Annotated in this window: 15 protein-coding genes; 13 read left to right on the top strand and 2 right to left on the bottom strand. The window is 69.4% G+C overall.

The window, feature by feature from the left end:
• Positions 1-282: 282 nt before the first annotated feature.
• The 4 genes from HDA32_RS13365 (at position 283) to HDA32_RS13350 (ending at position 7,922) form a co-directional block, all read left to right on the top strand.
• Positions 283-2,298, top strand: coding sequence for a type I restriction-modification system subunit M (locus HDA32_RS13365; RefSeq protein ID WP_179643490.1), 2,016 nt, complete (start codon positions 283-285; stop codon positions 2,296-2,298).
• Positions 2,295-3,587 carry a restriction endonuclease subunit S gene (locus HDA32_RS13360; protein WP_179643489.1) on the top strand — a complete coding sequence of 431 codons (1,293 nt, stop codon included), beginning with the start codon at positions 2,295-2,297 and terminating at the stop codon, positions 3,585-3,587. Before HDA32_RS13365 ends, HDA32_RS13360 begins: the two co-directional genes overlap by 4 nt.
• A complete protein-coding gene (locus HDA32_RS13355; protein WP_179643488.1) occupies positions 3,584-6,817 on the top strand; it encodes a type I restriction endonuclease subunit R in 3,234 nt (1,077 codons plus the stop codon). Before HDA32_RS13360 ends, HDA32_RS13355 begins: the two co-directional genes overlap by 4 nt.
• 304 nt (positions 6,818-7,121) lie before the next feature.
• On the top strand, positions 7,122-7,922 hold the full coding sequence (locus HDA32_RS13350) for a hypothetical protein (RefSeq protein WP_179643487.1): 801 nt from the start codon (positions 7,122-7,124) through the stop codon (positions 7,920-7,922).
• 33 nt (positions 7,923-7,955) lie between these two features.
• On the opposite strand, the gene HDA32_RS13345 is transcribed toward HDA32_RS13350, so the two are convergent.
• Positions 7,956-8,462, bottom strand: coding sequence for an ATP-binding protein (locus HDA32_RS13345; RefSeq protein WP_179643486.1), 507 nt, complete (start codon positions 8,460-8,462; stop codon positions 7,956-7,958).
• Between the two features lie 309 nt (positions 8,463-8,771).
• On the opposite strand from HDA32_RS13345, the gene HDA32_RS13340 reads away from it, so the two are divergent.
• From HDA32_RS13340 to HDA32_RS13325, 4 genes are all read left to right on the top strand, one after another.
• Positions 8,772-9,584: a helix-turn-helix domain-containing protein gene (locus HDA32_RS13340; RefSeq protein ID WP_179643485.1), complete on the top strand. Its 813-nt coding sequence runs from the start codon at positions 8,772-8,774 to the stop codon at positions 9,582-9,584.
• Positions 9,581-9,832: a DUF397 domain-containing protein gene (locus HDA32_RS13335; RefSeq protein WP_179643484.1), complete on the top strand. Its 252-nt coding sequence runs from the start codon at positions 9,581-9,583 to the stop codon at positions 9,830-9,832. The genes HDA32_RS13340 and HDA32_RS13335 overlap by 4 nt, the downstream gene beginning before the upstream one ends.
• A gap of 59 nt (positions 9,833-9,891) precedes the next feature.
• A complete protein-coding gene (locus HDA32_RS31425; RefSeq protein ID WP_179643483.1) occupies positions 9,892-11,490 on the top strand; it encodes a serine/threonine-protein kinase in 1,599 nt (532 codons plus the stop codon).
• 83 nt (positions 11,491-11,573) lie between these two features.
• Complete coding sequence (locus HDA32_RS13325; protein ID WP_179643482.1) at positions 11,574-13,721, top strand: UvrD-helicase domain-containing protein; 2,148 nt, start codon at positions 11,574-11,576, stop codon at positions 13,719-13,721.
• A gap of 2,229 nt (positions 13,722-15,950) precedes the next feature.
• Here HDA32_RS13325 and HDA32_RS13320 read toward each other — a convergent pair.
• Entirely contained in the window at positions 15,951-17,807 is a 1,857-nt protein-coding gene (locus tag HDA32_RS13320) for an outer membrane protein assembly factor BamB family protein (protein ID WP_179643481.1), read from the bottom strand.
• Between the two features lie 304 nt (positions 17,808-18,111).
• Here HDA32_RS13320 and HDA32_RS13315 point away from each other — a divergent pair, with 304 nt between their 5' ends.
• The 5 genes from HDA32_RS13315 (at position 18,112) to HDA32_RS13295 (ending at position 25,758) form a co-directional block, all read left to right on the top strand.
• Positions 18,112-18,570, top strand: a complete 459-nt coding sequence (locus HDA32_RS13315; protein WP_179643480.1) for a hypothetical protein — start codon at positions 18,112-18,114, stop codon at positions 18,568-18,570.
• 927 nt (positions 18,571-19,497) lie between these two features.
• On the top strand, positions 19,498-20,832 hold the full coding sequence (locus tag HDA32_RS13310) for an ABC transporter substrate-binding protein (protein WP_179643479.1): 1,335 nt from the start codon (positions 19,498-19,500) through the stop codon (positions 20,830-20,832).
• Positions 20,829-21,716 carry a carbohydrate ABC transporter permease gene (locus tag HDA32_RS13305; protein ID WP_179643478.1) on the top strand — a complete coding sequence of 296 codons (888 nt, stop codon included), beginning with the start codon at positions 20,829-20,831 and terminating at the stop codon, positions 21,714-21,716. The genes HDA32_RS13310 and HDA32_RS13305 overlap by 4 nt, the downstream gene beginning before the upstream one ends.
• The gene (locus HDA32_RS31790; RefSeq protein ID WP_312863168.1) at positions 21,713-22,648 is read left to right on the top strand and encodes a carbohydrate ABC transporter permease; all 936 of its coding nucleotides are present in this window, start codon (positions 21,713-21,715) and stop codon (positions 22,646-22,648) included. The genes HDA32_RS13305 and HDA32_RS31790 overlap by 4 nt, the downstream gene beginning before the upstream one ends.
• A 65-nt stretch (positions 22,649-22,713) precedes the next feature.
• Complete coding sequence (locus HDA32_RS13295) at positions 22,714-25,758, top strand: glycoside hydrolase family 2 TIM barrel-domain containing protein (RefSeq protein ID WP_179643477.1); 3,045 nt, start codon at positions 22,714-22,716, stop codon at positions 25,756-25,758.
• The last annotated feature ends 562 nt before the right edge of the window (positions 25,759-26,320 follow it).

Below are 26,320 nucleotides of genomic sequence, written 5' to 3'. Positions count from 1 at the left end.
CGCAGGCCGCACCTTCCCGCGCCAGGTTCCGGGCGTAGGGGCGACCGCGGCCTACTCCCGGACCGGGAGGGGGCCTTCACGCCGACACGGAGGTTCTCTGAAAACCTAGTCAACACGTATATTCGTGTGGTGTACTGTCAATCGGCGCCATGAGGAGTGCGAGGAGAGGCCACCATCGGACGAACCCCCCGTCCCGCTGCGCAGACCTGTTAAACACGCCAGAATTACCCCATTCCCCCGTGAGAACGCGCCCGCCCGTCCGGGCCCTTCGGAAGGACATCGGTGAACAACAGCAAGCACCAGGAGCTGGTGGGCTTCATCTGGTCGGTCGCCGACCTGCTGCGCGGCGACTTCAAGCAGTCCGAGTACGGCAAGGTGATCCTGCCGTTCACCGTGCTGCGCCGGCTGGACTGCGTCCTGGAGCAGACCAAGGACGAGGTGCGCGCGGCACACGAGAAGTGGAAGGGCAAGCCGGTCGAGCACCAGATGCTGCTCAGGGCGTCCGGGCAGAGCTTCTACAACACCGGCCGCCTGACGCTGGAGCAGATCGCCGACGACCCGTCGCAGGCCGCCAAGCACCTGTCCGCCTACATCGGCGCCTTCTCCGACAACGCCGCCGAGGTGCTGGAGAAGTACGACTTCCCCCGCCAGATCGCCCGGCTGGACGACGCCGGACTGCTCTACCGGGTGCTCGGCAGGTTCGCCGACCTGGACCTGCACCCGGAGCGGGTCTCCAACGTCCAGATGGGCTACGTCTTCGAGGAGCTCATCCGCAAGTTCTCCGAGGTCTCCAACGAGACCGCGGGTGAGCACTTCACCCCGCGCGAGGTCATTCGCCTCATGGTGAACCTGCTGCTCGCCCCGGACGAGGACGTGCTGCGCGTGCCGGGCACCATCCGCGAGGTCCTGGACCCGGCCTGCGGCACCGGCGGCATGCTCACCGAGACCCACGACCACATCCGCGCGGTCAACCCGCACGCCAAGGTCGTGGTCTCGGGGCAGGAGCTCAACGCCGAGTCCTGGGCGATCTGCCGGTCCGACCTGATGATCAAGGGCCAGGACCCCAAGAACATCGCGTTCGGCAACTCCTTCGGCCACGACCGGCACTACGGCGGGAAGTTCGACTACATGCTCGCCAACCCGCCGTTCGGGGTGGAGTGGAAGAAGGTCAAGGACGAGGTCGAGACCGAGCACGAGTCGCTGGGCTTCTCCGGCCGGTTCGGCGCGGGCCTGCCCAGGATCAACGACGGTTCGCTGCTGTTCCTCCAGCACATGATCGCCAAGATGAAGCCGGTGCAGGTGGAGGAGGACGGCCGGCGCACCGGCGGCAGCCGGATCGCGATCGTCTTCAACGGCTCCCCGCTGTTCACCGGCGCGGCCGAGTCCGGCGAGTCCAGGATCCGGCAGTGGATCCTGGAGAACGACTGGCTGGAGGCGATCGTCGCGCTGCCCGACCAGCTCTTCTACAACACCGGGATCTCCACCTACTTCTGGATCCTGACCAACCGCAAGGAGGAGCGGCACAAGGGCAGGGTGGTGCTGGTCGACGCCCGCGAGCACTTCGCCAAGATGCGCAAGTCGCTGGGCGACAAGCGCAAGTACGTCACCGACGAGCAGATCGACGAGCTCACGCGGCTGTACGCGGACGCCTCGACCGTCGCCGAGAACCCCGAACATCCGCTGCACGACAAGGTCAAGGTCTTCGACAACGAGGACTTCGGCTACCACCGGATCACGGTCGAGCGCCCGCTGAAACTGCGCTTCGAGGTGACCGAGGAGGCGCTGACCGAGCTTGAGGCCACGCTGAAGACCGGTAAGGCGCTGGCGAAGTACGAGTACCGGGACCAGTTGCTGGACGCCCTGCGCCCGCTGGTGGGGGAGAAGCCCGGCTTCTCCAGGACCGAGTTCGCCGGCCGCCTGAAGGGCGCCCTCGCCGAGGGTGGAGTCGGCAAGCCCCCGGCCAACGTGGACAAGGCGATATGGGCGGCGGTGTCGGTCCGCGACCCCGAGGGCGAGGTGCAGAAGAAGCGGGGAGGAGCGGTCGAGCCCGATCCGGAGCTGAGGGACTACGAGAACGTTCCACTGAAGGAGGACATCGACGCCTACCTGGAGCGCGAGGTCCTGCCGCACGTGCCGGATGCGTGGATCGACCACGAGAAGACAAAGATCGGTTACGAGATTCCGCTCACGCGGCACTTCTACAAGTATGTTCCGCCCCGGCCACTGGAAGAGATTGACGCTGAGCTGGACGAGCTTGAGGCCGAGATCCAGAACCTGCTGCGGAAGGTGAAGAAGTGAGCTGGGGCGCCAATGTTTCTGTACGCAGCGTTGCCGAGGTAGTTCTAGGAAGGCAGAGGGCGCCGCAGCATGCTGAAGGCCCTCACATGGTGCCGTATCTCCGGGCGGCGAACATCAAGGATGGAGAACTTGACCTCAGTGACGTGAAGTCGATGAACTTCACCCCTACCGAGCAGACGATCTTCTCTCTCCGCTCGGGAGACGTTCTAATCACCGAAGGAAGTGGAAGTATCGGTTCGGTTGGAGCATCTGCAGTATGGCATGGGGAGATTGAGGGTGCCGTCTGTTTCCAAAACACTCTGTTGCGGATGCGGCCGCGTGCTGAAACTGCGGAGGGACGCTTCCTAGGGTGGTGGGCGCGCTCCGCATTCGGGTCGGGACTTTTCTCTTCCATTGCAAGCGGCGCGAACATATACCACTTGAGCGCGGAGCGGATTCGGGCACTTCGGGTTGACCTTCCCTCCTTGGAAGAGCAACGACGTATCGCCGACTTCCTTGATGCGGAGACAAATACCCTTGCGCAATTCGAGAACGGAATTTATCGGCAGTTAGCTCTACTCGAAGAGCGAGAACTGGCGCATGTCTTTGATGCTGTCCGCGGCGCCGGCATTGGTGAGCGCCATAGTTACGATAATCTTTCTTGGCTAGGAGACGTCCCCGAGACGTGGCTTGTCGCTTCCGTGTCTAGCCAGTTCAGTATCCAGCTTGGAAAGATGCTCAACCAGGAGCAAGTAAACGGTGACCGACTAAGGCCCTACCTCCGCGTTGCCAATGTTCAGTGGGATAAAGTTCATGTAGACGACCTCGCTTACATGGATTTTTCCGAAGAGGAACGGCCTCGCTATGAGGTCCTCCCTGGTGATCTCCTGATTTGTGAGGGTGGCAGCTACCCTGGGAGGGCCGCAATCTGGGATGGCCGGATTGGTGAAATCTACTATCAGAAAGCGCTTCACAGGGCCCGCTCTCGTGGGAGAAGCCTGGTTCGATGGCTTTACTACTGCTTGCGCATTGCGCGGACAATGGGCATCTTTGAAGCTGATGGGAACACTTCAACTATTACTCATTTGACGGGTGAACAGATTTCCGCCCGTAGATTCCCTTTCCCCGATCCAAAGACCCAAGAGGAGATAGTTCGCTATCTAGATCGGGAAATCGTTGAGGAGTGCCGACTGGTATCGGCTGTCAGGCGCCAACTCTCCCTCCTCGCCGAACGCCGCCAAGCCCTCATCACCGCCGCTGTCACCGGTCAGATCGACGTCACCACCGCGAGGGGAGCCGACCTCTCATGAGTCCGATCCACGACGAGAGATCCTTCGAGGACGCCATCGTCGCCGCCATGACCGCCGACGGCTGGCGGCCCGGTACGCCCTCCCACTACGATCCCGTCCTCGGGCTCGACAGTGCGGAGTTGTTCGCGTTCATCGGGGCCACGCAGGCCGACGCCTGGGAGAGGCTCGTCCCCTTCCACGGCGGCAGCCAGGAAACCGCCCAGCAGAAGTTCCTGGCCCTCCTCGGCAAGGAGATCGACAAGCGCGGCACGCTCGCCGTCCTCCGCGAGGGCGTCAAAGATCACGGCGTCCGGTTCCGGCTCGCCTACTTCAAACCGTCGCTGGCATCCTCCGCCGACGCCTTCACCGAGTACGAACAGAACCGGCTCACCGTCGTCCGCCAACTGCCCTACACCAAGGACGGCTCCGACCGGGGCAACAGCGTCGACCTCGCGCTGTTCGTCAACGGCCTCCCCGTGGCCACCGCCGAGCTGAAGAACCCGCTCACCGGCCAGACCGTCGAGGACGCGAAACGGCAGTACCGCCGCGACCGCAACCCGACCGAGCCGCTGTTCGCCAAGCGCGCCCTGGTGCACTTCGCGATCGACCCCGACCTCGTCTTCCTCACCACCCAACTCAAGGGCGACGACACCCGCTTCCTGCCCTTCAACACCGGCTCGGAGGGCCCCGGCAGCCCCGGCGGCGCGGGCAACCCGCCGCCGGCCCCCGACAGCTCCGGCTACCGCACCGCCTACCTGTGGGAGCGGATCTGGCACCCGGACAACTGGATGGACCTGATCGAGCGGTTCATCCACCTGGAGGAGAGGAAGGCCGAGGACGGCCGCAGCAAGAGGAAGACGCTGATCTTCCCGCGCTTCCACCAGTGGCACGCCGTGCGCACCATGGTCGGCCACGCCGCCCGGCACGGGGCCGGGCACAACTACCTGGTGATGCACTCGGCCGGGTCGGGCAAGTCCAACACCATCGCCTGGCTGGCGCACCGGCTGTCCTCGCTGCACGCTCCGGCCGACCCCGCCGACATCGACCCCGCCGCACTGGCCGACGGCCTCAAGCCCAACACCGCGGTCTTCGACAAGACGATCATCATCACCGACCGCACCGTGCTCGACCGCCAGCTACAGGACACGGTCGGCGGCTTCCAGCAGACCGAAGGCCTGGTCGTGAAGGTCGACGGCAGCCGCGGCTCCAAGTCCGCGCAGCTCGCCAAGGCGCTGTCCAGCCAGGCCGGAAAGATCGTCATCGTCACCCTGCAGACGTTCCCCGCGCTGCTGGACTACCTGAAGCGCGAGCCCGTCGAGATCCGCGGCAGCCGGTTCGCGATCGTCGTGGACGAGGCGCACTCCTCCCAGTCCGGCGACGCCGCCGCCGACGTCAAGCGTGTGCTGCGCGACCTCGGTCTGGACGCCGACGACGACACCGACGACAGCGGAGACAACGACAGCAGCGGCGACCACGGCGGCGCCGCCGAGACCGACCCCACCACCAAGGCGCTCACCGAGTCCGCCAAGGCTCGGGGGCGCAGCAGGAACCTGTCCTACTTCGCGTTCACCGCCACCCCCAAACACAAGACCCTCGAACTGTTCGGGGAGCACGACCCGGTGTCCGGCGAGTACCGGCCCTTCCACACCTACTCGATGCGCCAGGCCATCGAGGAGGGCTTCATCCTCGACCCACTGCGCAACTACATCACCTACAAGACCTATTACAAGCTGGTCCGCGAGAACCCCAACGATCCCGACGACCCCGAGGTCGATCCGGACAAGGCGGGCGCCCTGCTCGCCCGCGCCGCCTACCTGCACCCGTCCACGCTCAGCCAGCACGCCGAGATCATCATCGAGCACTTCCGGGCGCACACCGCCGGCAGGCTCGGCGGCCGGGCCAAGGCCATGGTGGTCACCCGCTCCCGCGAGAGCGCCGTGAAGCTCTACCGGGCGCTGCGCAAGCACATCGACGACAGCGGCTACCCCGACCCCGGCGTGCTGATCGCCTTCTCCGGCTCGCTGAAACTCGACGGCGAATCCGAGGAGCTCACCGAATCCCAGCTCAACGGGTTCTCCGAGGGGGAGCTGCCCAAGCGCTTCGCCTACACCCGCGCTGACGACCGGCTCGCCTCGGCCCGGACCGGATCCGGTGCGAAGCGGGAATACCGTATCCTGGTGGTCGCCGAGAAGTACCAGACCGGGTTCGACCAGCCGCTGCTGACCACCATGTACGTCGAGAAGCGGCTGAAGAGCGTCGCGGCGGTGCAGACCCTGTCCCGGCTCAACCGCACCCACCCGAGGAAGGCCCAGGACGACCTGTTCGTGCTGGACTTCGCCAACGAGGCCGACGACGTCCAGGAGGCCTTCCGCCCCTTCTACGAGGAGGCGGTGACCACCGCGACCGACCCCAACCTGCTCTACGACGCGCAGCGCGCGGTCATGGAACCGCCGATCCTGCTCGCCTCCGAGATGGCGGAGTTCGCCACCGCCTACCTGGCGGTGCGGCGCGAGACCGAGGAGGGCTCCAGGCAGCGCGAGGAGCGCCACGGCGAGCTGTACCGGCTGACCGATCCGGCCCTCAAGCGCTTCACCGAGCTGCGGGACGGCGAGGACGAGGCGGACAGGGCGGCCGCGGAGCGGTTCCGCGCCGACCTCGGCGACTACATCCGCAAGTACGGCTTCCTCGCCCAGGTGGTGCCCTACACCGACGCCGAGCTGGAGCGGCTCTACCTGTTCGGCAAGCACCTGGCGCCGCGGTTGCGCGACAAGACCGACGGCGGCATCGACATCGGCAATCCGGACCTGAGCCATCTGCGCGTGGTCAAGACCGGCGAACACGACGTCGGCCTCGTGTCCGAGGGGGAGCAGGTGCTCCCCGGCTTCGCAGACAAGGCGGGCGCCGGCGCGGACGAGCCGGAGAAGATGCTGCTGTCGGAGGTCATCGAGGCGTTCAACGAGCACTTCGGGCAGGGGCTGTCCGAGGCCGACCGGCTGATGGTCGAGGAGCGGCTGGCCGCGGTGATGGACGATCCCGAGGTCCAGCAGGCCGCCGTCGCCAACAACGACGAGGAGGCGTTCCGGCACGTCTTCGAACCGGCGATGGAGAACGCGATGCTGGAGCGCGCCGAGACCAACAGCAAGTTCACCGACCGCTACTTCACCGAGGACGAGTTCAGGAGCTCTCTCGACAACAGCATGCGCCGCGCCGCGTTCCGCCTGCTCCGCAAACACAACGGAGTCCAGGAGTAGGCCAGGAGTAGGGGCCTTCTTCATCCTCCAAGCCGTTTGGTCCATCCCTCCGCCGGAATACGCATCGAACCAATGATCCGCGGAGTGAATCCCCCACCCTCCAAGGAGCGCCATGCGCTGTCCACGTTGCGGGTCGCCGACCCACGCACAGGCCTTCTGCGGCAACTGCGGGTTTCCCCTGGCTCAGGCCCAGGCTCAGGCTCAGCAGCAGCCGTCCCCGGCGCCGCCCCGGTACAACGCCCCTCCCCGGCAGCCGCCAATGGGCACGGCACAGCCCAAGCGTTCCCGCAGGACCGTGTGGGTCGTGACCGGGATCGCCGGCGGGCTCGTGCTGCTGCTCGTCGCGGGGATCACGGTCTTCGCCGTCTACGGGCCGCGCACCACCCGGCTCACCGACGCCGCCGTGCTGGTCGAGGAGCTCGAGGCCGACGGCCGGATGAACCCCTTCGTCAGTGTCTTCACAGCCGAAGGAGGCGAGACCGTCGTCTCCGTGTCGGAGTACGTCGAGGACAGTGGATACCTGGACTCCGCGGACATGGACCTGGAGGGGGTAGCCCTTGACGCCTTCCGGCTGGCCTGGGAGGAGCTACCCGGCTCCTTCGACATCGTCTCCGTCACCGTCTTCTCCGACTTCGGGATCTCCGTCGAGACGATGGGCCGGGACGAGTTACAGGAGGAGTTCGGCCCCCGGCCCTCCGGGCTCGACAGCGCGCCGGTCGAGCACGACGGGTCCGAGCCGACGGAGAACACCCCGGGGGAGTGCGCCGACGACTACTGCGACAAGCCGTCCCTGACCATCGGCTCGCCGCAGACCCTTGAACTGATCCGGCGCACCTGCACCGACCTTGAGGAGGGGCTGGCGGGGCTCACGTCCCTCCCCACGCCGTCGTCCAACCAGCAGGAGACCCTGTCCGGGGACCAGGTCTGGCTGTCGAGCGTGGGGTTCCGGTTCGGCGATCCAGAGGAGCCCGACTGGGTGAACGTCACGCACATCGGCGACTCCGCGGAGTTCCTGGAGATCTCCTGTGGCAGAGGAGACGCGGCGCCCTCGGAGGACATACAGACGCGGATGTTCACCCGCACCCAGTACGAGAACGCGGCCTGACCCGGGCGTCCGCCCGGGCCAGGCCGCCGACCGTCACGCCACGGCCCTCCCGCCCGTGCTGTGCGGCCGGACGAACGGGCCGCCCTCGGCGAGGGTGCGCCCGGGGGAGCGGCGGGGCAGCGGGGGCGGCGGCTCATCCGGGGTCCAGCTCAGCCGGAAGAAGACGCCGCACCCCTTGGTGAGGGGTCCCCACAGGTCGGCGAACGCCTCGACCAGCGCCAGCCCGCGCCCGGACTCCGAGTCCGGGCCGGTCTCGGCGAGTTCCAGCCGCCGGCCGTCGAGGGGGCCGCGGTCCTCGACCTCCACGCCGACCATGCCGGGGCGCAGGTGGACGCGGACGGTGTAGACGCCGCCGTTGGAGCTGCGGGTGTGCCGGACGGCGTTGGTGGCCAGTTCGGAGAGCAGCAGAACGGCGGTGGCCCGAACGTCGTCGGGGATCTCGGGGCCGCGGTGGCCGGAGGCGAGCAGGCCCTCAAGCCAGTGCCGGGCGGTGGCCACGCTGTTGGGGGTGCCGGAGAAGACGGCGCTGAACGACTCCACGGTCACCACACCCTCTGCGGGGCCGTGCGCCGCACGTAGGGCCGGACGCGCGGAGCGCGACAGCGGGGAATAGCCTTGGGCATCGAGTCCTCACCTGTCCTTACCAGGTCGGGGGCTAAGGCCCTGGTCGGTGTGGCTGCACCGGGCAGGGCCGCTTTCATATACGCCGATTACGGTCAATCCTTTAATGGCGTCTACGTCTCCACACTGGCTCAACACCTCCGAGTTTTTCCAGGGATTCAACTGATCTGGAGTTTTCCGTCGACTGGGGTCGACAAGTGTTGGCTGTGTGTGCTGAAGTGTTGAGGTATGGTCGACAAGGTCAACCCCCAGTGGCTCAAGTTCGGCAAGCAGGTCCGCTTACTACGTGAAAGACATGGTCTTTCACAGGACCAACTCAGCAGGTCCATGACCATCTCGCCCGCGATGCTGAGTGCTATCGAACGCGGCATACGAGGTTGCAAACCGGAACATGCGGAACAGATCGACCGCGCCCTCAACACTGGGGGAAGGGTCCGACGACTGTGGGAAGGACTGCCATCAGGCAACGGCTTCCCTGACTGGTTCCGTGACGTCGTGGAGCTGCAACGCGAAGCATCCGAGATCAGGGAGTATCACCCTCTGCTGATTCCGGGGCTGCTTCAGACCGAGGAATATGCGCGGACGATTCTTCGGGACGGCCAGCCAACCGACTCGGCCGCCGAGATAGACGAGCAGGTACGTGCTCGGATGGACCGGCAGTCCATCCTGTCTTCGGATCGACCGCCGCTTCTCCTGGTCGTCCTGGATGAGACGCTGCTACGTCGGCCGATCGGTGGCCGTGAAATCATGGGCCGTCAGCTTGAACACCTGCTAGAGGCATCCGCAATTCCACACGTGGTCATTCAGGTGGTACCGATGGCAACGGAACACCACCCTGGGCTTTCAGGAGCCTTCACCCTGATTACGGTCCCGAATCGAGGTGTGGTTCTGTACATGGAGACTCGGATTTCCGGGACTCCAGTGGACGACCCAGACGGAGTGGAAGAGTACGTGCGCCTGTACGGAGAGCTACGGGGAGTCGCCTTGCCTCCGGCAGCATCGCGCGGACTGATTGAGAAGGTTCGAGGAGAGTTCCAGTGAGTGTCATCGGTGAGACGTGGCGCAAGAGCAGCTACAGCAACTCCAAGGGCGGAAACTGCGTCGAGGTCCGTCTGGCGTGGCACAAGTCCTCTTACAGCAACGAGAAGGGCGGAAACTGCGTCGAGGTCGCCGAACTATCGGACTCGGCCCTGATGCGCGACACCCGGAACCGCCACCTCGGCCACCTCGGCTTCCCCTCGGGTGAGTGGGCGTCCTTCCTGCGGGACGTGAAGGCCGACCGGCTCTAGCAGCCGTCCGGTCGCCACTCCCACTTCCCACAACACGAGAGCGGAGAGGACAGGGCACGTTGCCGACGCAGCCGCTTCGGGTCGGGGGGCGCTACGAGCTCACCCGGCCGATCAGCACCGGAGGCATGGGGCAGGTCTGGCAGGGGTACGACACCGTCCTCGACCGGGAGATCGCGGTCAAGCTCATCCGCTCCGACGCGGCCAGGACCGCTGAGGAGACCAAGGAGTTCGCGGCCCGGTTCCGGCGGGAGGCCAGGGTCACGGCGCGGATCGAGCACTCGGGTGTGCCCGCCGTGTTCGACGCCGACGTCGACAGCGAGCACGACCGGCTGTACCTGGTCATGCAGTTGGTGCGCGGGGTGCCGTTGGGCGACGTCATCGCGGAGGAGGGGGCGCTGGCCGTCGAGGCCGCCGTCTCCGTCGCCGCGCAGATCTGCGCCGTCCTCTCCTACGCCCACGCCGTGCCCGTCATCCACCGCGACCTCAAGCCCGGCAACGTCATGATCGCCGACGACGGCTCGGTCAAGGTGCTGGACTTCGGGATCGCGGCCGTGCTGCGCACCGACGTCACCCGGCTCACGGCCACCGGCAGCAGGCTGGGCACCTGCGCCTACATGCCGCCGGAGCAGGTCCTGGGCGGCGGCGTCAGCCCGGCCAGCGACCTCTACTCGCTCGGCTGCCTGCTGCACCAGTTGTGCACCGGAGAGCGCGTGTTCGACGGGGAGAGCGACTACGTGCTGATGGACCAGCACGTCAGGACCGCGCCCGTCCCGGTCCGCGCGATCCGCCCGGACATCCCCGCGAACCTGGAACGCCTGATCCTGCACCTGCTCGCCAAGAACCCCGAGGACCGCCCGGCGAACGCCCAGGACGTGCACGACCGCCTGGCCCCCTTCCTGCCAGCACCGGCGCCCGCCGGGGCCGACGCCCCGCAGGTCCCCGGCGGGCTGCCCGACCCGGCCCGCCCCTACCGGCGGCCCCTGGCCCCGCGTCCCCGCCCGGCCTCCGGCCCCGCGGCCGGGCCCGCGCCGACGAAGGTCCTCCCGCCCTTCCACGGCGTCGCGGACCTGCCCACGCCGCCCCGCACGATGATCTCGGCGGAGGAGCTGGCCGAGGTCGAGGAGCACGCGCAGAGCCTGCTGGAGGAGGAGCGCTACGCCCAGGCGGTAGGCCTGCTCGACGAGGCCGTCGAGGGCGCCGCCGCGCGCTTCGGCGACGGCGACGACCGGGTGGTGGAGCTGCGGTTGCGGCGCGCCTTCGCGCTCGGCCTGGGCGGCGACCTGCGGCGGGCGCTGCCGGAGTTCGACCGCCTCGCCGCCGGGTTCGCCGCGGCCGACGGGCCCGACGACGACCGGGCGCTGGCCTGCCGCCAGCAGGCCGCCATCTGCCGGGCCCAACTGGGGGAGTCGACAGCCGCGCTGCGCGAGTTCCAGTCCGTGCTGTCGCGCGTGCTGCCCCTGGCGGGGGAGCGCGACCCGATGGCGCTGGATCTACGCCTGGAGATCGGCAGGCTGATGCTGTTCACCGGCAGGATCGGCGAGGCCGAGGAGTGCCTCGTCCCGCTCCAGGCCGATCTGCACGCCGAGTACGGCCCGGACGACCCCGCGACCCGCGACGCCGTGAACCTGCTGGACCGCATCGGCCGCACCGGCACCTGACCGCACGCACCACCGGCCGAGCCGCCACACCACCGTCCCTTCTCCTCCCCCGTCGGCACGACCAGGAAGGCGACCGTCCCCCCATGCCCCAGCTCGCGTTCGAGAAGCGGTTCTTCAAGGGCGGAGACTACGACGCGCTGCCGGTGCACGTGCGCAAGAACGTGCGCGAGGCGATGGACAAGTTCCCCAAGCTCACCCCCGCCCAGCTCAAGGCGGACAAGGGGCTGAACTTCAAGCCCCCGGCCGGGGCGCGCAACCGGCACATCCGCACGTTCAAGGTGGACAACTTCCACCGGGGCGTGGTGTTCGCCCCGGAGGGCGGCGGCACCCTGCTGCTGCTGAAGGTCCTGCCGCACGACGACGCCTACGCGTGGGCGGCCAAGCTCGACGCCGGGGTCAACTCCGCCACCCGCGGACTGGAGGTCTGGGACGCCGAGGGGCTGGAGCGCGTCACCCCGGCGATGGAGCGGCGGGCCGCCGGAGCGGGCCGGCTCCTCTTCGCCGACATCTCCGACGGGGACCTGCGCGCCCTCGGCGTCGACGACACGACACTGCGCGCCGCCCGCACCATCGTCGACGCTCAGCAGTTGGAGGTGTTCGCGCCCTACCTGCCCGAGGACCAGGCAGAGGTGCTGCAGTTCCTCGCCAACGGGTTCGGCGTGGAGGAGGTGTGGCGCGACATCGTCGCCCACCGCGCCCCCGCACCGGCCGCCGGTGACGACTCCTCCGTCATCGAGACGGCCATCCGCAACACCCCCACCCGGATCGCGCTGGTCTCGGGCGCCGAGGAGCTGGCCGAGATCCTGGACCGGCCGTTCGCCGAGTGGCGGATCTTCCTGCACCCCTCCCAGCGCAAGGTCGCCTACCGGCCCAGCTACCCCGGCAGCTACCAGGTGACCGGCGGTCCCGGAACCGGCAAGTCGGTGGTGGCCATGCACCGGGTCAGGCACCTCCTGAACCACCTGCGGCCAGGCGAGCGCATCCTGCTCACCACGTTCACCAACGCCCTGGTGTCGGCGCTGCGCTCGGGGCTGACCGAGCTCGTCGCCGACCCGGACCTGCTGGAGCGCGTCGACGTCACCACCGTCAACGCCCAGGCCGGCCGGGTCCTCACCGAGGCTGCCGGGGGCGAGGCCCCGCATTTCCTCGGCGACGCGGAGGAGCAGGCCCGCTGGAAGGAGATCGCCGAGCGCCTCGACCTGCCGTGGAATGAGCGGTTCCTCGCCCAGGAGTACCGGCACGTCGTCCTGGCTCAGCGCATCGACGACCCGGACGCCTACCTGGCCGCCGACCGGCCCGGCCGGGGCAGGCCGCTGGCGCGCGCCCTCCGGCCGCTGCTGTGGCGGGCGATGAGCGAGTTCACCGCGGGCCTGGACGCCGACGGCGTGCACACCCACCTGCGGGCCTGCGACGTCGCGGCCCGGACGCTGGAGGAGGAGGGGCCGCTGTACCGGCACGTCGTCGTCGACGAGGCCCAGGACCTGCACCCGGCCCAGTGGCGGCTGCTGCGCGCCGCCGTCCCGGTCCGGCCCGACGACCTGTTCATCGCCGGCGACCCGCACCAGCGGATCTACGACGCGAAGGTGTCGCTGAAGTCCCTGGGCATCAAGGTGGTGGGGCGCACCACCCGGCTGAAGCGGAACTACCGCAGCACCCAGGAGATCCTGGCCTGGTCGCGGGCGCTGCTGGACGGCCGTCCGGTGGAGGGGCTGGCCGACGGCGGGGACGACACCCTCGCCGGGTACCGGTCGTCGCTGCACGGCGCGGCCCCCGTCGCGTTCGGCGCCCCCGACCAGGATGCGGAGGTCGCCGAGGTCGTCCGCCGGGTGCGCGCGTGGGTGGAGGCGGGGATCGCCCCTTCGGAGATCGCGGTCGCGGCCCGGTTCAACGCGGTGGCCAGGAAGGTGAAGGAGGGGTTGGTGGCCGAGGGCGTCCCGGCGGTGCTGCTGCGCTCGACCCCCAAGCCCGAGACCGAGGGGGTGCGCGCGGGCACCATGCACGCGCTCAAGGGGCTGGAGTTCCGCTGCGTCGCGGTGGCGGGGGTGTGCGACTGGGCGGTGCCCTTCGCCAAGGCCGTCACCCCCGCCGACGTCGACCCGATCCAGCACGCCACCGACCTGATGGCCGAGCGCTGCCTGCTGTTCGTCGCCTGCACCCGCGCCCGCGACCAGCTCCATGTCTCCTGGCACAAGGAGCCGAGCGAGTTCCTGACCGAAGCGGGAATCGCGTGAGCGGGCCGATCGCGGTGGAAGCCGTCCACCGGTGCCGCCGAAGCCGGATCACCGACCGTCCGACCTGAGAAGGAGTCCCCCGATGGAAGACAGGCGCAAGGTGCAGACGGCCGTCCTGGGCGGCGCCGGCTCTTACGAGCCGGTGATCTGCCGCAGGACTACGAGGCCGCGCGGCACCTCAAGGAGAGGTACGCGATCCGCAGCTTCTGGTGCGGGACATGGCTGGGAGGGTGCGGAAAGAAACTCAAGGCCAGGGTCGGCCGGGTTTACGTCCCCCATTTCGCGCACTACCCGGAGAACGGCCGACCGGCCGAGTGTCTGAGGTCCTATAACGATGAGCGCAGCGCGGACCACCTGTACGTCAACCTCGATCTGGCCCACTGGCTGAGGAGGCAGGGGCAACGGGTCGCCCCTCCCGTCTTGAGCGGGAACTTCCGGGAGGGAGGGACCTGTCGCAGCATGCGGATCGGCACGAGTGACGATCGCGGGATCGTCGCGGTCGAGTTCCGCACCACCTCCCCCTCCTACTGGGAGGACTGCGATGTTCGGCTGCGTGATACGGCTTCCTGGCTGACCTGGCTCTTCGCGCCCGGGGCGAAGGCTCCCAAACAGCTTCTCGAACAGTTCGGCTACACCCTGCACTGCCGCCTGGGCGGAGAAGCGGGACGGTACCGGCTCGAAATCGGGACGCGCCCGGAGAAGGACCCTGTCATATGGGTTGACCTGGACGAATGCGTCCTGAGCGAACACGGCCTCAGCACTCCCCACGCCGATGAGATCCGGCGGAAGCGCAAAGCTGCGAAGACGGGCGGGCCCGCGGTCCCCGCCCCCGACGCATCTCCTGCCCGTCCCGTGCTCCCGCCGGGGCTTCCTCTCCTGACCGAGGGCTTCACCGTGCTGCCGAGGGAATCGGAGAGCCGAACCGTCGCGGATCCGTCCGCGGCGGGCTTCTCCCACGTGGTCAGGGCGGACACGCGATCGGCGCAGGGGCCCGCCCCCGGCTTCCCCGTCAATGTCCGGTTCTCCCTCCCGATCTCAGGCATCGTGACCGGCGCCCCGCACCGTCCGAACGGCCGAGAAGCATCCCGCGGAGGGGACGACGCACTCGGGCCGGGCCGCGCGGAAGCGCGGTGCGCTCGCCCGGCCGCTCCAGGAGTCCCCTGCATGGACCGAGGAACCCCGGATCGCCGTCGCGCCCGGAAACGACGTCCTCTGGTCGGAACTGCGCCTGCTGCTCTCCCGCGTCGGTCAGGAGTACGGGCTCTCCGGTGACATCGAGCGGGCGGGCCGCTGCTCGGGCGCCGCGAAGAGTCTGAAGCGCAGCGCCACTCCTCCCGAGCTGCCGCAATGGCTGTGGGCTGACATCCGCCGACTACTCGGGATCCAGGGGGTGACCTCGAGGCCGTCGAGCCCCGAAGCGGGCGACGCGGCATCTTTGGCGGCTTCGGCTTCGGCATCGTCGGAGAAGGCGACACTTCCGCCAGAGGCTTCCCGAGATGCGGACGCGGAGACACCGGGGCCCCGGTCGCAGAGCCCTGCGGTAGGCGGCGTCGGTCGCCGTGTGCAGAGCGCTCTGGTCGACCCTGGCGAAACCGTCGACGCCGTTCCCCTCGACCAGGAGCTCATCACCCTGCTGACGGAACCGGTTGGCCGGTTAGCGGTGACCGCCTACGGGAGCGGTGGCTGCGCATCGCCGCTCTTCCGACGGTCGTCGACGCGGTCCTGCTCGGGAAGGGGGAGGCCACGAGCAGCGCCGGTCGCAAATCGAGGAACCCGCAGGTCATATCGCAGCAGATCTGCGGGATCATGGCGCTGCTGGGCGGCGCCGAGGCGATCTACGCACTCGTCGGCCGGGTCTACGCGGAGGCGGCTTCGGAGCTGAAGGAGGCGAGACCGTCGTCTCCATGTCGATGCCTCGGACGAGGCGGCACGCGATGCCTTCCGGCTGACCGGGGAGAAGCTGCCCGGCTCCTTCGACCTCGCCGTTATCCATGCCCACTCCCTCGACTCCGATCTCATCGCCGAGACGATGGGCCGTCCCCGCGTGGACGGAGCGGATGCGTCCGGACGGTGAGTGCGCGATGTCCCCCGACCCCTATGAAGGGGGCCGATACCGATCCGCATCTTGATCGCCACCCCTGCCGCTGCCGGGTCCGGTGGTCTCCGCCTCGGCGTCCTTCTTGGTCAGCGAGGAGCTGAGTAGCCCGTCGAGGCGGAGACGGGGCGGGGTCACGGGACCAGGCCGTGGAGGGGAGAAAGGTCGGATCCGGATTCGTTCGGGTCAATGACATAGGACACCACGGCACCGGGGACGGCCAGCGTGCGGTGCAGGGCCTGGGTCTGCCGGGAATCGGGGGTCTCCGGGAGCCGTTCACCGCCGAAGTCGATCCACACGAGGTCGTCCTCTCCCACCTCCGCCCCGAGGGGCACGGCCGCGAGCGCGCGGATCGGGTTCTCAGTGGAGTCGTCGCGCTCCACGTGCGGGGCGACCAGGACCTCGTCCAGGACGTGGACGGACTCCAGGTAGCGGCCCACTATGTCCGGGGCGAGTTCTGTGCGCTGGACGACCTCGCCCGCGGCGTCGGTGCGCAGGACGAGGGCGGGCTTCTCGGCCTCCTCCAGTCGCAGCACGGCCTCCCGCAGCACCACGGCTCCCGCGGTGTCGATCGCCAGGGTGTGGTCCCGGTGTCTCCGGGGGTCGCCGGGCTTCTCGGGGCGGACTCGCACGGGCTCTCCTGTGGCCAGGGTGAACGTGCCGCCCTCGGTCACGGCCACCGGTTCGGCTCCGCGCCCTTCACGAGTGCCGCCGACATAGGGCAGGTCGCCGGTGGACAGGTCGTCGGGTGTCCATTCACGGCGCCACACCTGCTGACCGGTGGCGGTGTCCAGCGCGACCACGCTCTCCACCGCGTCGTCGGGGACGTCCATGTTCGCGAGGGCGGCGCTGCGGTCATGGTCCGGAAGGTGCTCCTCGTCCAGGCACAGCCGGGCCACCAGGACTCGGTCACCGTGTTCGCGTATCCCGTCGTTCCCGTCCCACCGGCACAGGCGTTCCGGAGTCGAGTCCTCCAGTGGGAATTCCCAGATCCGTTCGGCGGAGTCCGTGGCGTGGGCGACCACCACGGCCCCACCGTCCTCCTGGACGAGGAAGACACGCAGATCAGGGGTCAGGTGCGGGCCCTTCGACGGTGCGTCCTCACCCAGTTCGGGCATGGGTGCGTTTCGGACCACCTCCCCGGTCGCGGTGTCCAGCACCACCATCGTCCTGGTCTCGAGTTCGGGCTCGGCCACGTACAGGAGGTAGGCGTACCGCTCATCGCCCGCGAAGACGCCGGTCTCCACCTGCCGTGCGTAGGGCAGCCGGTAGGTCCACAGCTCCTCGCCGTCGGCCCCGTCCAGGGCGACGAAGCCGTCGGCGTAGCGCACGATCGGTCCGCGCGGTCCCCGTTCCACGCCCATGACGCGGTGCTCCGGCTGCCAGCTCCACCCCACCCGGCTGATGTCGGCGGGTACCGGCGCGGGGTCCCCCACGGTCTTGGCGACCGCGTGCTCGACCATGAGGAACCGGGTGAGAGGCGGGGTCATCCCCCAGAGCAGGATCACCGCCAGGATGCCCGCCGTGAGTCCGGTCAGCGCGCGCTTCCAGCTCTGCGGCAGCAGCAGGGAGCTGCCCGAGCACAGCAGCACCAGTCCCAGTGCGACGAGGCAGACACCGATCCACAGCTCGGTCACCATGCCGGGGAACATGCGGTAGTCCCCGTTGCGGACCGCGGGGGCCAGGTGCCGGGTGGGATAGGTCGCCCATACCAGGGCGAACCCCGCCAGGACGGCCGCCACCCGTACGATCGCGCCCACCAGGTCCGGGCGGCCGGTGCCGCGGTCGCCGTGGCCGTCCGGGAATCGAAGGGTCACGAAGCCGCCCGCCGCGAGCCCGAGGACCAGTGCCGCCACGATCAGCGGTGACAGGTCCTGGCCGGCCGCGACGTCCTCATCGAGGCCGAAGAGGCGGGGCACCATGAGGACCACGGCCCCCACGAGCACCGCGATCCCGGTCCAGCCGAGCACTCCTTTGAGTCGTTCCGCCACCGACCGCGCTCCCTGTCCGCCCACAGCCCACCGACACGCGCACCGCAGCCTAGAGCCTCGGCCCGCCCCCTGCACGTGTTCCCCGCTCCCACCGCCGAGGAGATCGGCTGTATCGCGCCCGGGCCCCTACGCGGCGCGGTAGGAGCGCAGGTCCTCCTCGCCCTCTTAGCACGCGCGGGTGCGGGAGGTCCTGGGTGGGCCGTCGGAGCGCGACGCCGTGTCCGTTTGTGGTCATTTCAGTGCGCGGTGTCACGGGCGCTCGCTAGGCTCGCAAAGCCCCCGTTCCCTCACAAAAGAGGTGTAAATGCGACAGATTCTGCGACGCGCGGCGGCCATCGCGGCGGTGGCGGTGATGACGGCCGGCGCCTTCACCGCGGTGGCCGCTCCCGCCCAGGCCGCCAGCTTCAGCTTCGGCGACTACGGCCTGCAGTCCGACGGCTCCCGCTACATCACCATCGGCAACAGCGGCAGCGATGCCGGAGTGGTCCTCTGGAACGCCGACCCCGGCTCCAACAACGGCTGGCCCAAAGGCGACACCCTCTACGCGAGGGACTCGCTCAGTGACGGCTACGCCGTCGAGGGCAGGGTCTACTACGACGGCGGCGGGTTCTTGCTCTATGCGGCGACCTCGGGCCACACGGCCCCCTACACGGCCAGCAAGACCAAGAACATCGCGGAGGGCACCCGCCTTCTGCTCCGGGTCTGCGTGCTGCAAGGGTCGAGCAAGATCGCCTGCTCGCCCTACTACAGCGCCCACGCCTGACCGCGGCGGCCCCGTCCCCGGACTCGGGGCCGGCAGGGTCGCCCTCCGCTCGCGCTCACGGAGCACGACGCTGGAGGGAGCAGGCCGGGAGAACGCGGGGCGGGAGAACGCGGAGTTCCCCGCCCCGCGGTTCTGTGTCAGGTGGTGTTGCAACCGTCGCTGAGGTTCACCTACCGAAACCCGGAAAACGGATATTTCGCAGCGCTCCAGCAGCGGACTTTTAGCGCGGGGTTTTGTTCCGATACTCCTCGCCTCCCACTTGGCGGCTCGCTGTAGCTCCGGGAGCCGAGGGCCACCTACTGAGGTTTGCAGAAGTTGCGCGGGGTGGGATGGCGGGGAGGCTGCGGCGGGAGCGCGGCCCCTTTCCTCGGGCGGGATGCTTTATCGCCGCCGGTGGGCCGCGCCCCGCCGCCGAAGCAGACGGCAAAGGTGTGCGCGAACCCGCGCCACCGCTTCGGCCGGGAGGCGCGGCCCCACGCCGGGCTCACCGGTGAAGGACGCGCCAAGAGGGCCGCACTCTCCCGGCGACCTCCCGCAGAACCGTCCCTGCACCTAAAGGCCCACTCGACTTCTGCAAACCTCAATAGGTCCGCATCGGTCGAGGTCTCGGCGTGCTTCCCACCCGAACCGGTCGGGGCGCCGTGCCTGCCGTAGCGCGGAACGACGTTACCGCTCGGTGTCCGAAGTTGATGGAGAGTCGGTCAATATCGATCAGAAGTGTTGACAATCCGCAGTTTTCCGCTCGATGATGTGCGTGCTTCTGAGCGAATTCTTTCGCTTGTGTTCGAACTGCCGTTGGGATGGCCCGCGATGCGACGGATCAGGGTATCGGGTCCGCCGGGCGTGCGCCGGCGCACGCCGCTCCGGCCGTTCCGGTGAGTGTGCGGGTCTCGGCCCGCGGGCCGAGACCTTTCGAGGGGAAGGTTCATGGCGGAACTGTCACGAAGGCACCTGCTCAGAGCCGGGCTCGGCGCCGGGCTGGGGGCCACCCTGGCCGCCTGCGGCACGGGGCGGCGCGGAACCGCCGAACAGGCGCTGATCCCGCGCGCCGAGCCGGGGGAGACCGTGCACCTGACCTACTGGTCGTGGTTGAAGGACCTGCAGAAGGTCTGCGACATCTGGAACGAGAAGAATCCCGACGTCCAGGTCGAGGCGGTGTGGACCCAGGCGTCCAACGACGGCGGCTACCAGAAGATGTTCTCCGCCCTGGCCGCCGGGGGCGGGCCTGATCTCGCCCAGATCGAGATGCGGCAGATCCCGGCCTTCATGCTCGTCAACGGGCTGGTGGACCTCTCCCGCTACGGGGCCGGCGAGCACGCCGACAAGTACGACCCCACGCTGATGAGCCAGGTCGGCTTCAACGGCGGGATCTACGGCATCCCGCAGGACTCCGGGCCCTGCGCCTTCTACTACCGGGCCGACATCATGGACGAGCTGGGGGCCGAACCCGCCGCCACCTGGGAGGAGTGGGCCGAGCTGGCCGCGGAGTACCGCGCCGCCGGCCGGTACCTGGAGTGCTTCCCGGTGGGCGACACCTCCTTCTTCACCGCCTTCGCCACCCAGGCCGGGGCCACCTGGTTCCGGGCCGACGACGACGGCTGGGTGATCGACATGACCGACGACGCCACCATGCGCGTGGCCGAGCACTTCGACAAGGCCATCGACCAGGACCTCGTGGACATCTCGATGGCCCACTTCTCCCCGGCCTGGTTCGCCGCCGCGAGCGACGGGTCCCTCGGCGCCGTCACCAGCGCCTCCTGGGCCGACGCGCTCATCAAGGGCACCGGCGGCACCGAGGGCCTGTGGCGGGTGGCCCCCATGCCCACCTGGGGCGACACCGGTTTCGGCTCCACCCACCTGGGCGGTTCGACGGTCGCCACACTGGCCAACTCCCGCCACCCGCAGGAGGCCCTGGACTTCAGCGTGTGGATGACCACCGACCCCGAGGGCATCGACGCGATGATCAAGCACTCCGGCATCGGCTGGTCGCCGTCGCCGGACCACATCGGCACGGTGCGCCGGCAGCCCTCGGAGTTCTTCGGCGGACAGAACTACAACGAGGAGATCCTGGTGCCCGCAGCCGAGCAGCAGAACCCCGACTGGGCGTGGGGACCGACCACGCAGCAGGTCTTCGACGCCCTCTCCGACAACGTCCGCCGCAAGCTCGCCGGCGAGATGACCCTCATGGAGGCGTGCGCCCGGACGCAGGAGGAGACGGTGAAGATGCTGCGCGACAAGGGCCTGAACGCGAGGGCGGCATGAACTCCCAGAAACGGGCCCCCTGGCTCCTGCTCGCGCCGTTCCTGACCTTCTTCGGTCTGGCGTTCCTGCTGCCGATCCTCTACGCCGTGTGGCAGAGCTTCACCCGGGTGCGGCTCTCCGGGCTCTTCGGCGAGGAGGGGGCGACCACCACCTTCGCCGGGTTCGCCAACTACGCCCTGGCGCTGGAGAACTCGGAGTTCATCGCCTCCATCGGCCGGATGCTGCTGTTCGGGGTGGTCCAGGTCCCGGTGATGATCGCCATGGCCACCGCGCTGGCCCTGCTGCTGGAGTCGGCCTCGGCGAAGTGGCCGCAGTTCTTCCGGGCGGCCTACTTCATGCCCTACGGCGTGCCCGGCGTCATCGCCACCATCCTGTGGTCGTTCCTCTACGTGCCGGGCCTGAGCCCGTTCATCGACATCGCCGAGAGCTTCGGGATCACGCTGGACTTCCTCGGCCCGAGCACCGTGCTGTGGTCCATCGCCAACATCGTCACCTGGACCTACGCCGGCTACAACATGCTCATCATCGTCGCCCAGCTCAAGTCCATCCCCGGCGACCTCTACGAGGCGGCGCGGGTGGACGGCGCCGGGCCGTGGCGCATCGCCCGGCTGATCCAGCTTCCCCTGATCCGCCCGGCGCTGGTCCTCACGACCGTCTTCTCGATCATCGGGACCCTGCAGCTCTTCGCCGAGCCGCAGATGCTCCAGGCGGTCTCCCCGGCGATCAACAACGACTACTCGCCGAACCTCTCCGCCTACAACTCCGCCTTCAACTACAACGCCTACAACGTGGCGGCGGCCCAAGCGGTGCTCATCGCGCTCACGGCGTTCGTGCTGTCCTTCGCGTTCCTCTACCTGACCAACCGGAAGGGAGGCGGGAAGTGAGCACCTCGAAGGAAGAAGTGGGTGTGAAGGCCTCCCCGAGCGCCCCGGCCCCCGCGGCCCCCGCCCCGCCCGCCGAGCGCGGCCGGCCCCGCCGCACCTCGCGGTCGACGATCCTGGTCACCGGGATCCTGACCGTCGTCAGCCTGTACTTCCTCGTCCCGATCTACTGGATCGTGGTGGCGGCCACCAAGACCACCGAGGACCTGTTCTCCACCAACGGCTTCTGGTTCGCCCCGGAGATCAACCTCTGGCAGAACCTCGTCCAGGTCTTCACCTACGACGGCGGGATATTCCTGCGGTGGTTCGCCAACAGCGTCCTCTACGTCGGCGTGGGCGGCCTGATCGCCACCTACTTCGCAGCGGCGGGCGGGTACGCGCTGGCCAAGTACGCCTTCCGCGGGCGCGAGCTCGTCTTCGGGCTGGTCCTCGGCGGCGTGCTGGTTCCGGCCACGGCCACGGCGCTGCCGCTGTTCCTGCTGTTCAGCGAGCTGGGACTGACCAACACCTACTGGAGCGTGCTGATCCCCTCGGTGGTGTCGCCCTTCGGCTTCTTCCTGTGCCGGATCTACGCCACCGCCACCGTGCCGGACTCGGTCATCGAGGCGGCGCGGATCGACGGCGCCGGTGAGATGCGCATCTTCCACACTCTGGGGCTGCGCGCCATGGTCCCGGCCATGGTGACCGTCTTCCTGTTCCAGCTCGTCGGAATCTGGAACAACTACTTCCTGCCGCTGGTCATGCTCGCCGACCAGGACCTGTATCCGATCACGTTGGGCCTGAACAACTGGTACAGCCAGGTCCAGCGCCTGCCGGAGTTCTACCAGCTCACCACCGGCGGGGTCCTGGTCTCGATCGTGCCGCTGATCGCCGCCATGCTCGTCCTGCAGCGGTTCTGGCGCGGCGGGTTCACCGACGGCGCGGTCAAGGAGTAGCCGACCGACCGCGGCCGCCACCGCGCCCCGCCTGTTCACCGCACCACCACGCTGGAGGACCATCAGTGACCGACCTGGCCTACTACGAGGACTTCACCCCCGGCGCGGGCGGCCGCACCGCCCCGCGCGCCCGCCTGTGCACCGACGCCCCCGCCCTGGACCTCAGCGGCCGGTGGCGCTTCCGGCTCTGGCCCACGGCCGAGCCGGGGGAGGAGACGTGGCGCGAGGACTACGACGACGACGCCTGGGATGAGCTGCCCGTGCCGTCCCACTGGGTGCTGCACGGCGACGGGGCCTACGGGCGCCCCTGGTACACCAACGTCCGCTACCCCTTCCCGGTGGACCCGCCCCGCGTGCCGACGGCGAACCCCACCGGCGACCACCGCCGCCGCTTCACCGTGCCCGCCGGCGGGGCGTGGGCCGACGCGGACCGGGTGCTGCTGCGCTTCGACGGCGTGGAGTCCACCTACCGGGTGTGGCTCAACGGCACCGAGATCGGGGTGGGCAAGGGCAGTCGGCTGGTGCAGGAGTTCGACGTCACCGGCGCCCTGCGCAGCGGGGAGAACCTGCTGGTGGTGCGCGTGCACCAGTGGTCGTCGGCCAGCTACCTCGAAGACCAGGACCAGTGGTGGCTGCCCGGCATCTTCCGGGAGGTGACGCTCCTGGCCCGCCCCGCCGCCCGGCTGGACGACGTCTGGCTGCGCGCGGAGTACGACCACACCACGGGCGCCGGACGCGTCGAGGCCGAGATCGACGCCCCCGCGGCCGCCTACCCGGTGGTGCTGTCAATCCCCGAGCTGGGCGTGGAGCAGCGGTGGGAGCGCGCCGAGGACGTGGGCGCCGTCGACGTCGGCACGGTGCGGCCGTGGAGCGCCGAGACCCCCCGCCGCTACGAGGCGGTCGTCACCGCCACCGGGGAGCGGGTCCGCCTGCACCTGGGTTTCCGCACGGTGCGCATCGAGGGGGACCGGTTCCTCGTCAACGGCCGGCCGGTGACCTTCCACGGCGTCAACCGGCACGAGATCCAGGCCGATCGGGGCCGGGTCTTCGACGCCGAGCACGCGCGGGCCGACCTGGCGCTGATGAAGCGGCACAACGTCAACGCCATCCGCACCAGCCACTACCCGCCGCACCCCGGCGTGCTCGACCTGGCCGACGAGTTGGGCTTCTGGGTCGTCGACGAGTGCGACCTGGAGACCCACGGCTTCGAGCAGGCCGGCTGGCGCGACAACCCCAGCGACGACCCCCGGTGGGAGCAGGCCTGCCTCGACCGCATCCGCCGCACCGTCGAGCGGGACAAGAACCATCCCAGCGTGGTCATGTGGTCACTCGGCAACGAGGCCGGTACCGGGCGCAACCTCGCCCTGATGTCGGCCTGGGTGCACCGGCGCGACCCGGACCGCCCGGTGCACTACGAGGGCGACCGCACCGGGGACTACACCGACGTCTACTCCCGCATGTACCCCACGCTGCAGGAGTGCGCGGCCGTCGGCGAGGAGTCCGGCCCCGTACGGGCCGCCGGCCCCGCCCAGGCCGCCCGCATCCGCAGCCGTCCCTTCGTGCTGTGCGAGTACGTCCACGCGATGGGCAACGGCCCCGGCGCGATCAGCGACTACGAGGAGCTGTTCGACCGCTACCCGCGCCTGCACGGCGGTTTCGTCTGGGAATGGCGCGACCACGGCCTGCGCACGCGCACCCCCGAGGGCACCGAGTACTTCGCCTACGGCGGGGACTTCGGCGAACCGGTCCACGACGGCAACTTCGTCATGGACGGGCTCGTCCTGTCCGACGACACCCCTTCTCCGGGGCTGGCCGAGTTCGCCGCCGTCGTCGCGCCCGTCCGTCTCGACCTCGACCCGGCCACCGGGCGGATCACGCTGAGCAGCCGCAGGCACAGCGCCGACACCGCCGACCTGCGCGTGGCCTGGAGCGTCCAGGTCGACGGCGCGGTCACGGCGGACGGCCGGGTGCCCGTCCCCGTTGTCGCACCGGGGCGGCGGGCCGAGGTCGACGCCCCACCGGCCCTGCCGGCCGCGCTGCGCGAGGCGGGCGGCGGCGAGGTGTCGGTGACGCTCACCGCCGAGCTGGCCGAGGCGACCGCGTGGGCCCCGGCCGGGCACCGGGTCGCCGCCCACCAGGTGGACTGCACCGCCGCGCCACTGCGCGGCGGCGGGCCGCGACCGCCCGCGGTGCGGCCTCCGGGGCCTGCGCGGTCGGTGCGCCCGGCGCGCGAGGGCGACGTGATCGCCGTCGGCCCGGCCCGCGTGGACGCCGTCACCGGTCACCTGCTGCGCCTGGGTGAGCTGGAGGTGAGCGGAGCGTTCCCGGAGCTGTGGCGCGCCCCCACCGACAACGACCGGGGTACGGCCCCGCACGCCTACGAGGAGGCCGACCCGGCCCTGACCGACGGCGCCGGAACCGATGCGCCGTCGTCGGCCCAGAGGTGGCGCGAGCGGGGCCTGGACCGGCTGCTGCACCGCACCGAGTCGGTGCGGATCGACGGGCACCGGCTCGTGGTGCGCTCGCGCACCGGTGCCGCGGGCACCTCGCTGGGCGTGGACGTGACCGTGGCCTACACCTCCGACGGCGACGAGGTCTTCGTGCACGTGGACGCCGTGCCCACGCCGGGCTGGGACTGCACCTGGCCGCGGCTGGGCATCCGCCTGGACCTGCCCGGCGGGCTGCGCCGGGCCGAGTGGTTCGGCACCGGACCGCAGGAGTCCTACCCGGACTCCCGCCGAGCGGCGCTGGTGGGCACCTACGGCGCGCCGATCGACGAACTGGCCGTGGCCTACTCCCGGCCGCAGGAGTCCGGCCACCGTTCCCAGACCCGGTGGGTGCGGCTGACCGGGGCGGCGCCGGGCCTGGCGGCGCGGTCGGTGGGCGAATCGCGGGTCGGCTTCACGGCGAGCCGGCACACCGCCCAGGAGCTCGCCGCGGCGGCCCACGCACATGAGCTGCCGGAGAGTACGGGAGTGCACCTGTACCTCGACGCCGCGCAGCACGGGCTCGGTTCACGGGCCTGCGGCCTGGACGTGCTGCCCCGGCACGCGCTGTGGCCGGCGACCCGCTCCTTCGCCGTCGCGCTGAAGGCGCTGCCCGCGGACTGAACGCGCCGTCCGGCCGAGCCACCGCCCGCCGCTCCCGCGGCGGGCGGTGGCTCGTGTGCCGCGTCGTTGCTCCGAAGCGCGTTTCAGCGGGGGCAGGGCGCTCTTCGTCGAATCAGTGACTCGGCATATCCGGTGGTCCAGGAGGAGACGGACGGGGACCGGGCGCGAGGCGCGGACGCCCCGCTCCCGGCGGCGTTACAGAAGGGTCCGGCCCGGGGCGTCGACCAGGTCGGCGGCCGCCTTCGATCGCGGCTTCCCCTCGGGCTTCATCGGTGAGCGCGACACCGGCCCCTGGGTGTACGGGGGAGCGAGGAGGATCACTACAGGATTTAGCGGTAGAGCCGTGACCTGGGCGACGGTTCGGCGACGGCGACGCTTCGCCCGATGTGCGGACCCTGCGTTCGTGGCCACGCCGCATGAATACCTCTCCGACGAGCAGATCGACCCCTGCGGACGCTTCCGTGGACATGAGCAAACGTCCTCCCGAGCTCGTCTCGCTGAGGGACCTCACCCGTACGTACGGAAGGGATCCGTAAGCGTTACACGTCACAGCGAGCGCCGG

It is taken from the genome of Spinactinospora alkalitolerans (genome assembly GCF_013408795.1).
GTDB classification, from domain to species: Bacteria; Actinomycetota; Actinomycetes; order Streptosporangiales; family Streptosporangiaceae; genus Spinactinospora; species Spinactinospora alkalitolerans.
Note: the sequence above shows the minus strand (reverse complement) of the source record. Positions and strands in the feature narration are given on the sequence as shown.

What these genes read in the sequence shown, in the direction of transcription:
- HDA32_RS13305 (WP_179643478.1), top strand. Translation starts at nt 20,829, where the DNA reads ATGAACTCCCAGAAACGGGCCCCCTGGCTCCTGCTCGCGCCGTTCCTG.
- HDA32_RS13310 (WP_179643479.1), top strand. Translation starts at nt 19,498, where the DNA reads ATGGCGGAACTGTCACGAAGGCACCTGCTCAGAGCCGGGCTCGGCGCC.
- HDA32_RS13340 (WP_179643485.1), top strand. Translation starts at nt 8,772, where the DNA reads ATGGTCGACAAGGTCAACCCCCAGTGGCTCAAGTTCGGCAAGCAGGTC.
- HDA32_RS13325 (WP_179643482.1), top strand. Translation starts at nt 11,574, where the DNA reads ATGCCCCAGCTCGCGTTCGAGAAGCGGTTCTTCAAGGGCGGAGACTAC.
- HDA32_RS13315 (WP_179643480.1), top strand. Translation starts at nt 18,112, where the DNA reads ATGCGACAGATTCTGCGACGCGCGGCGGCCATCGCGGCGGTGGCGGTG.
- HDA32_RS13355 (WP_179643488.1), top strand. Translation starts at nt 3,584, where the DNA reads ATGAGTCCGATCCACGACGAGAGATCCTTCGAGGACGCCATCGTCGCC.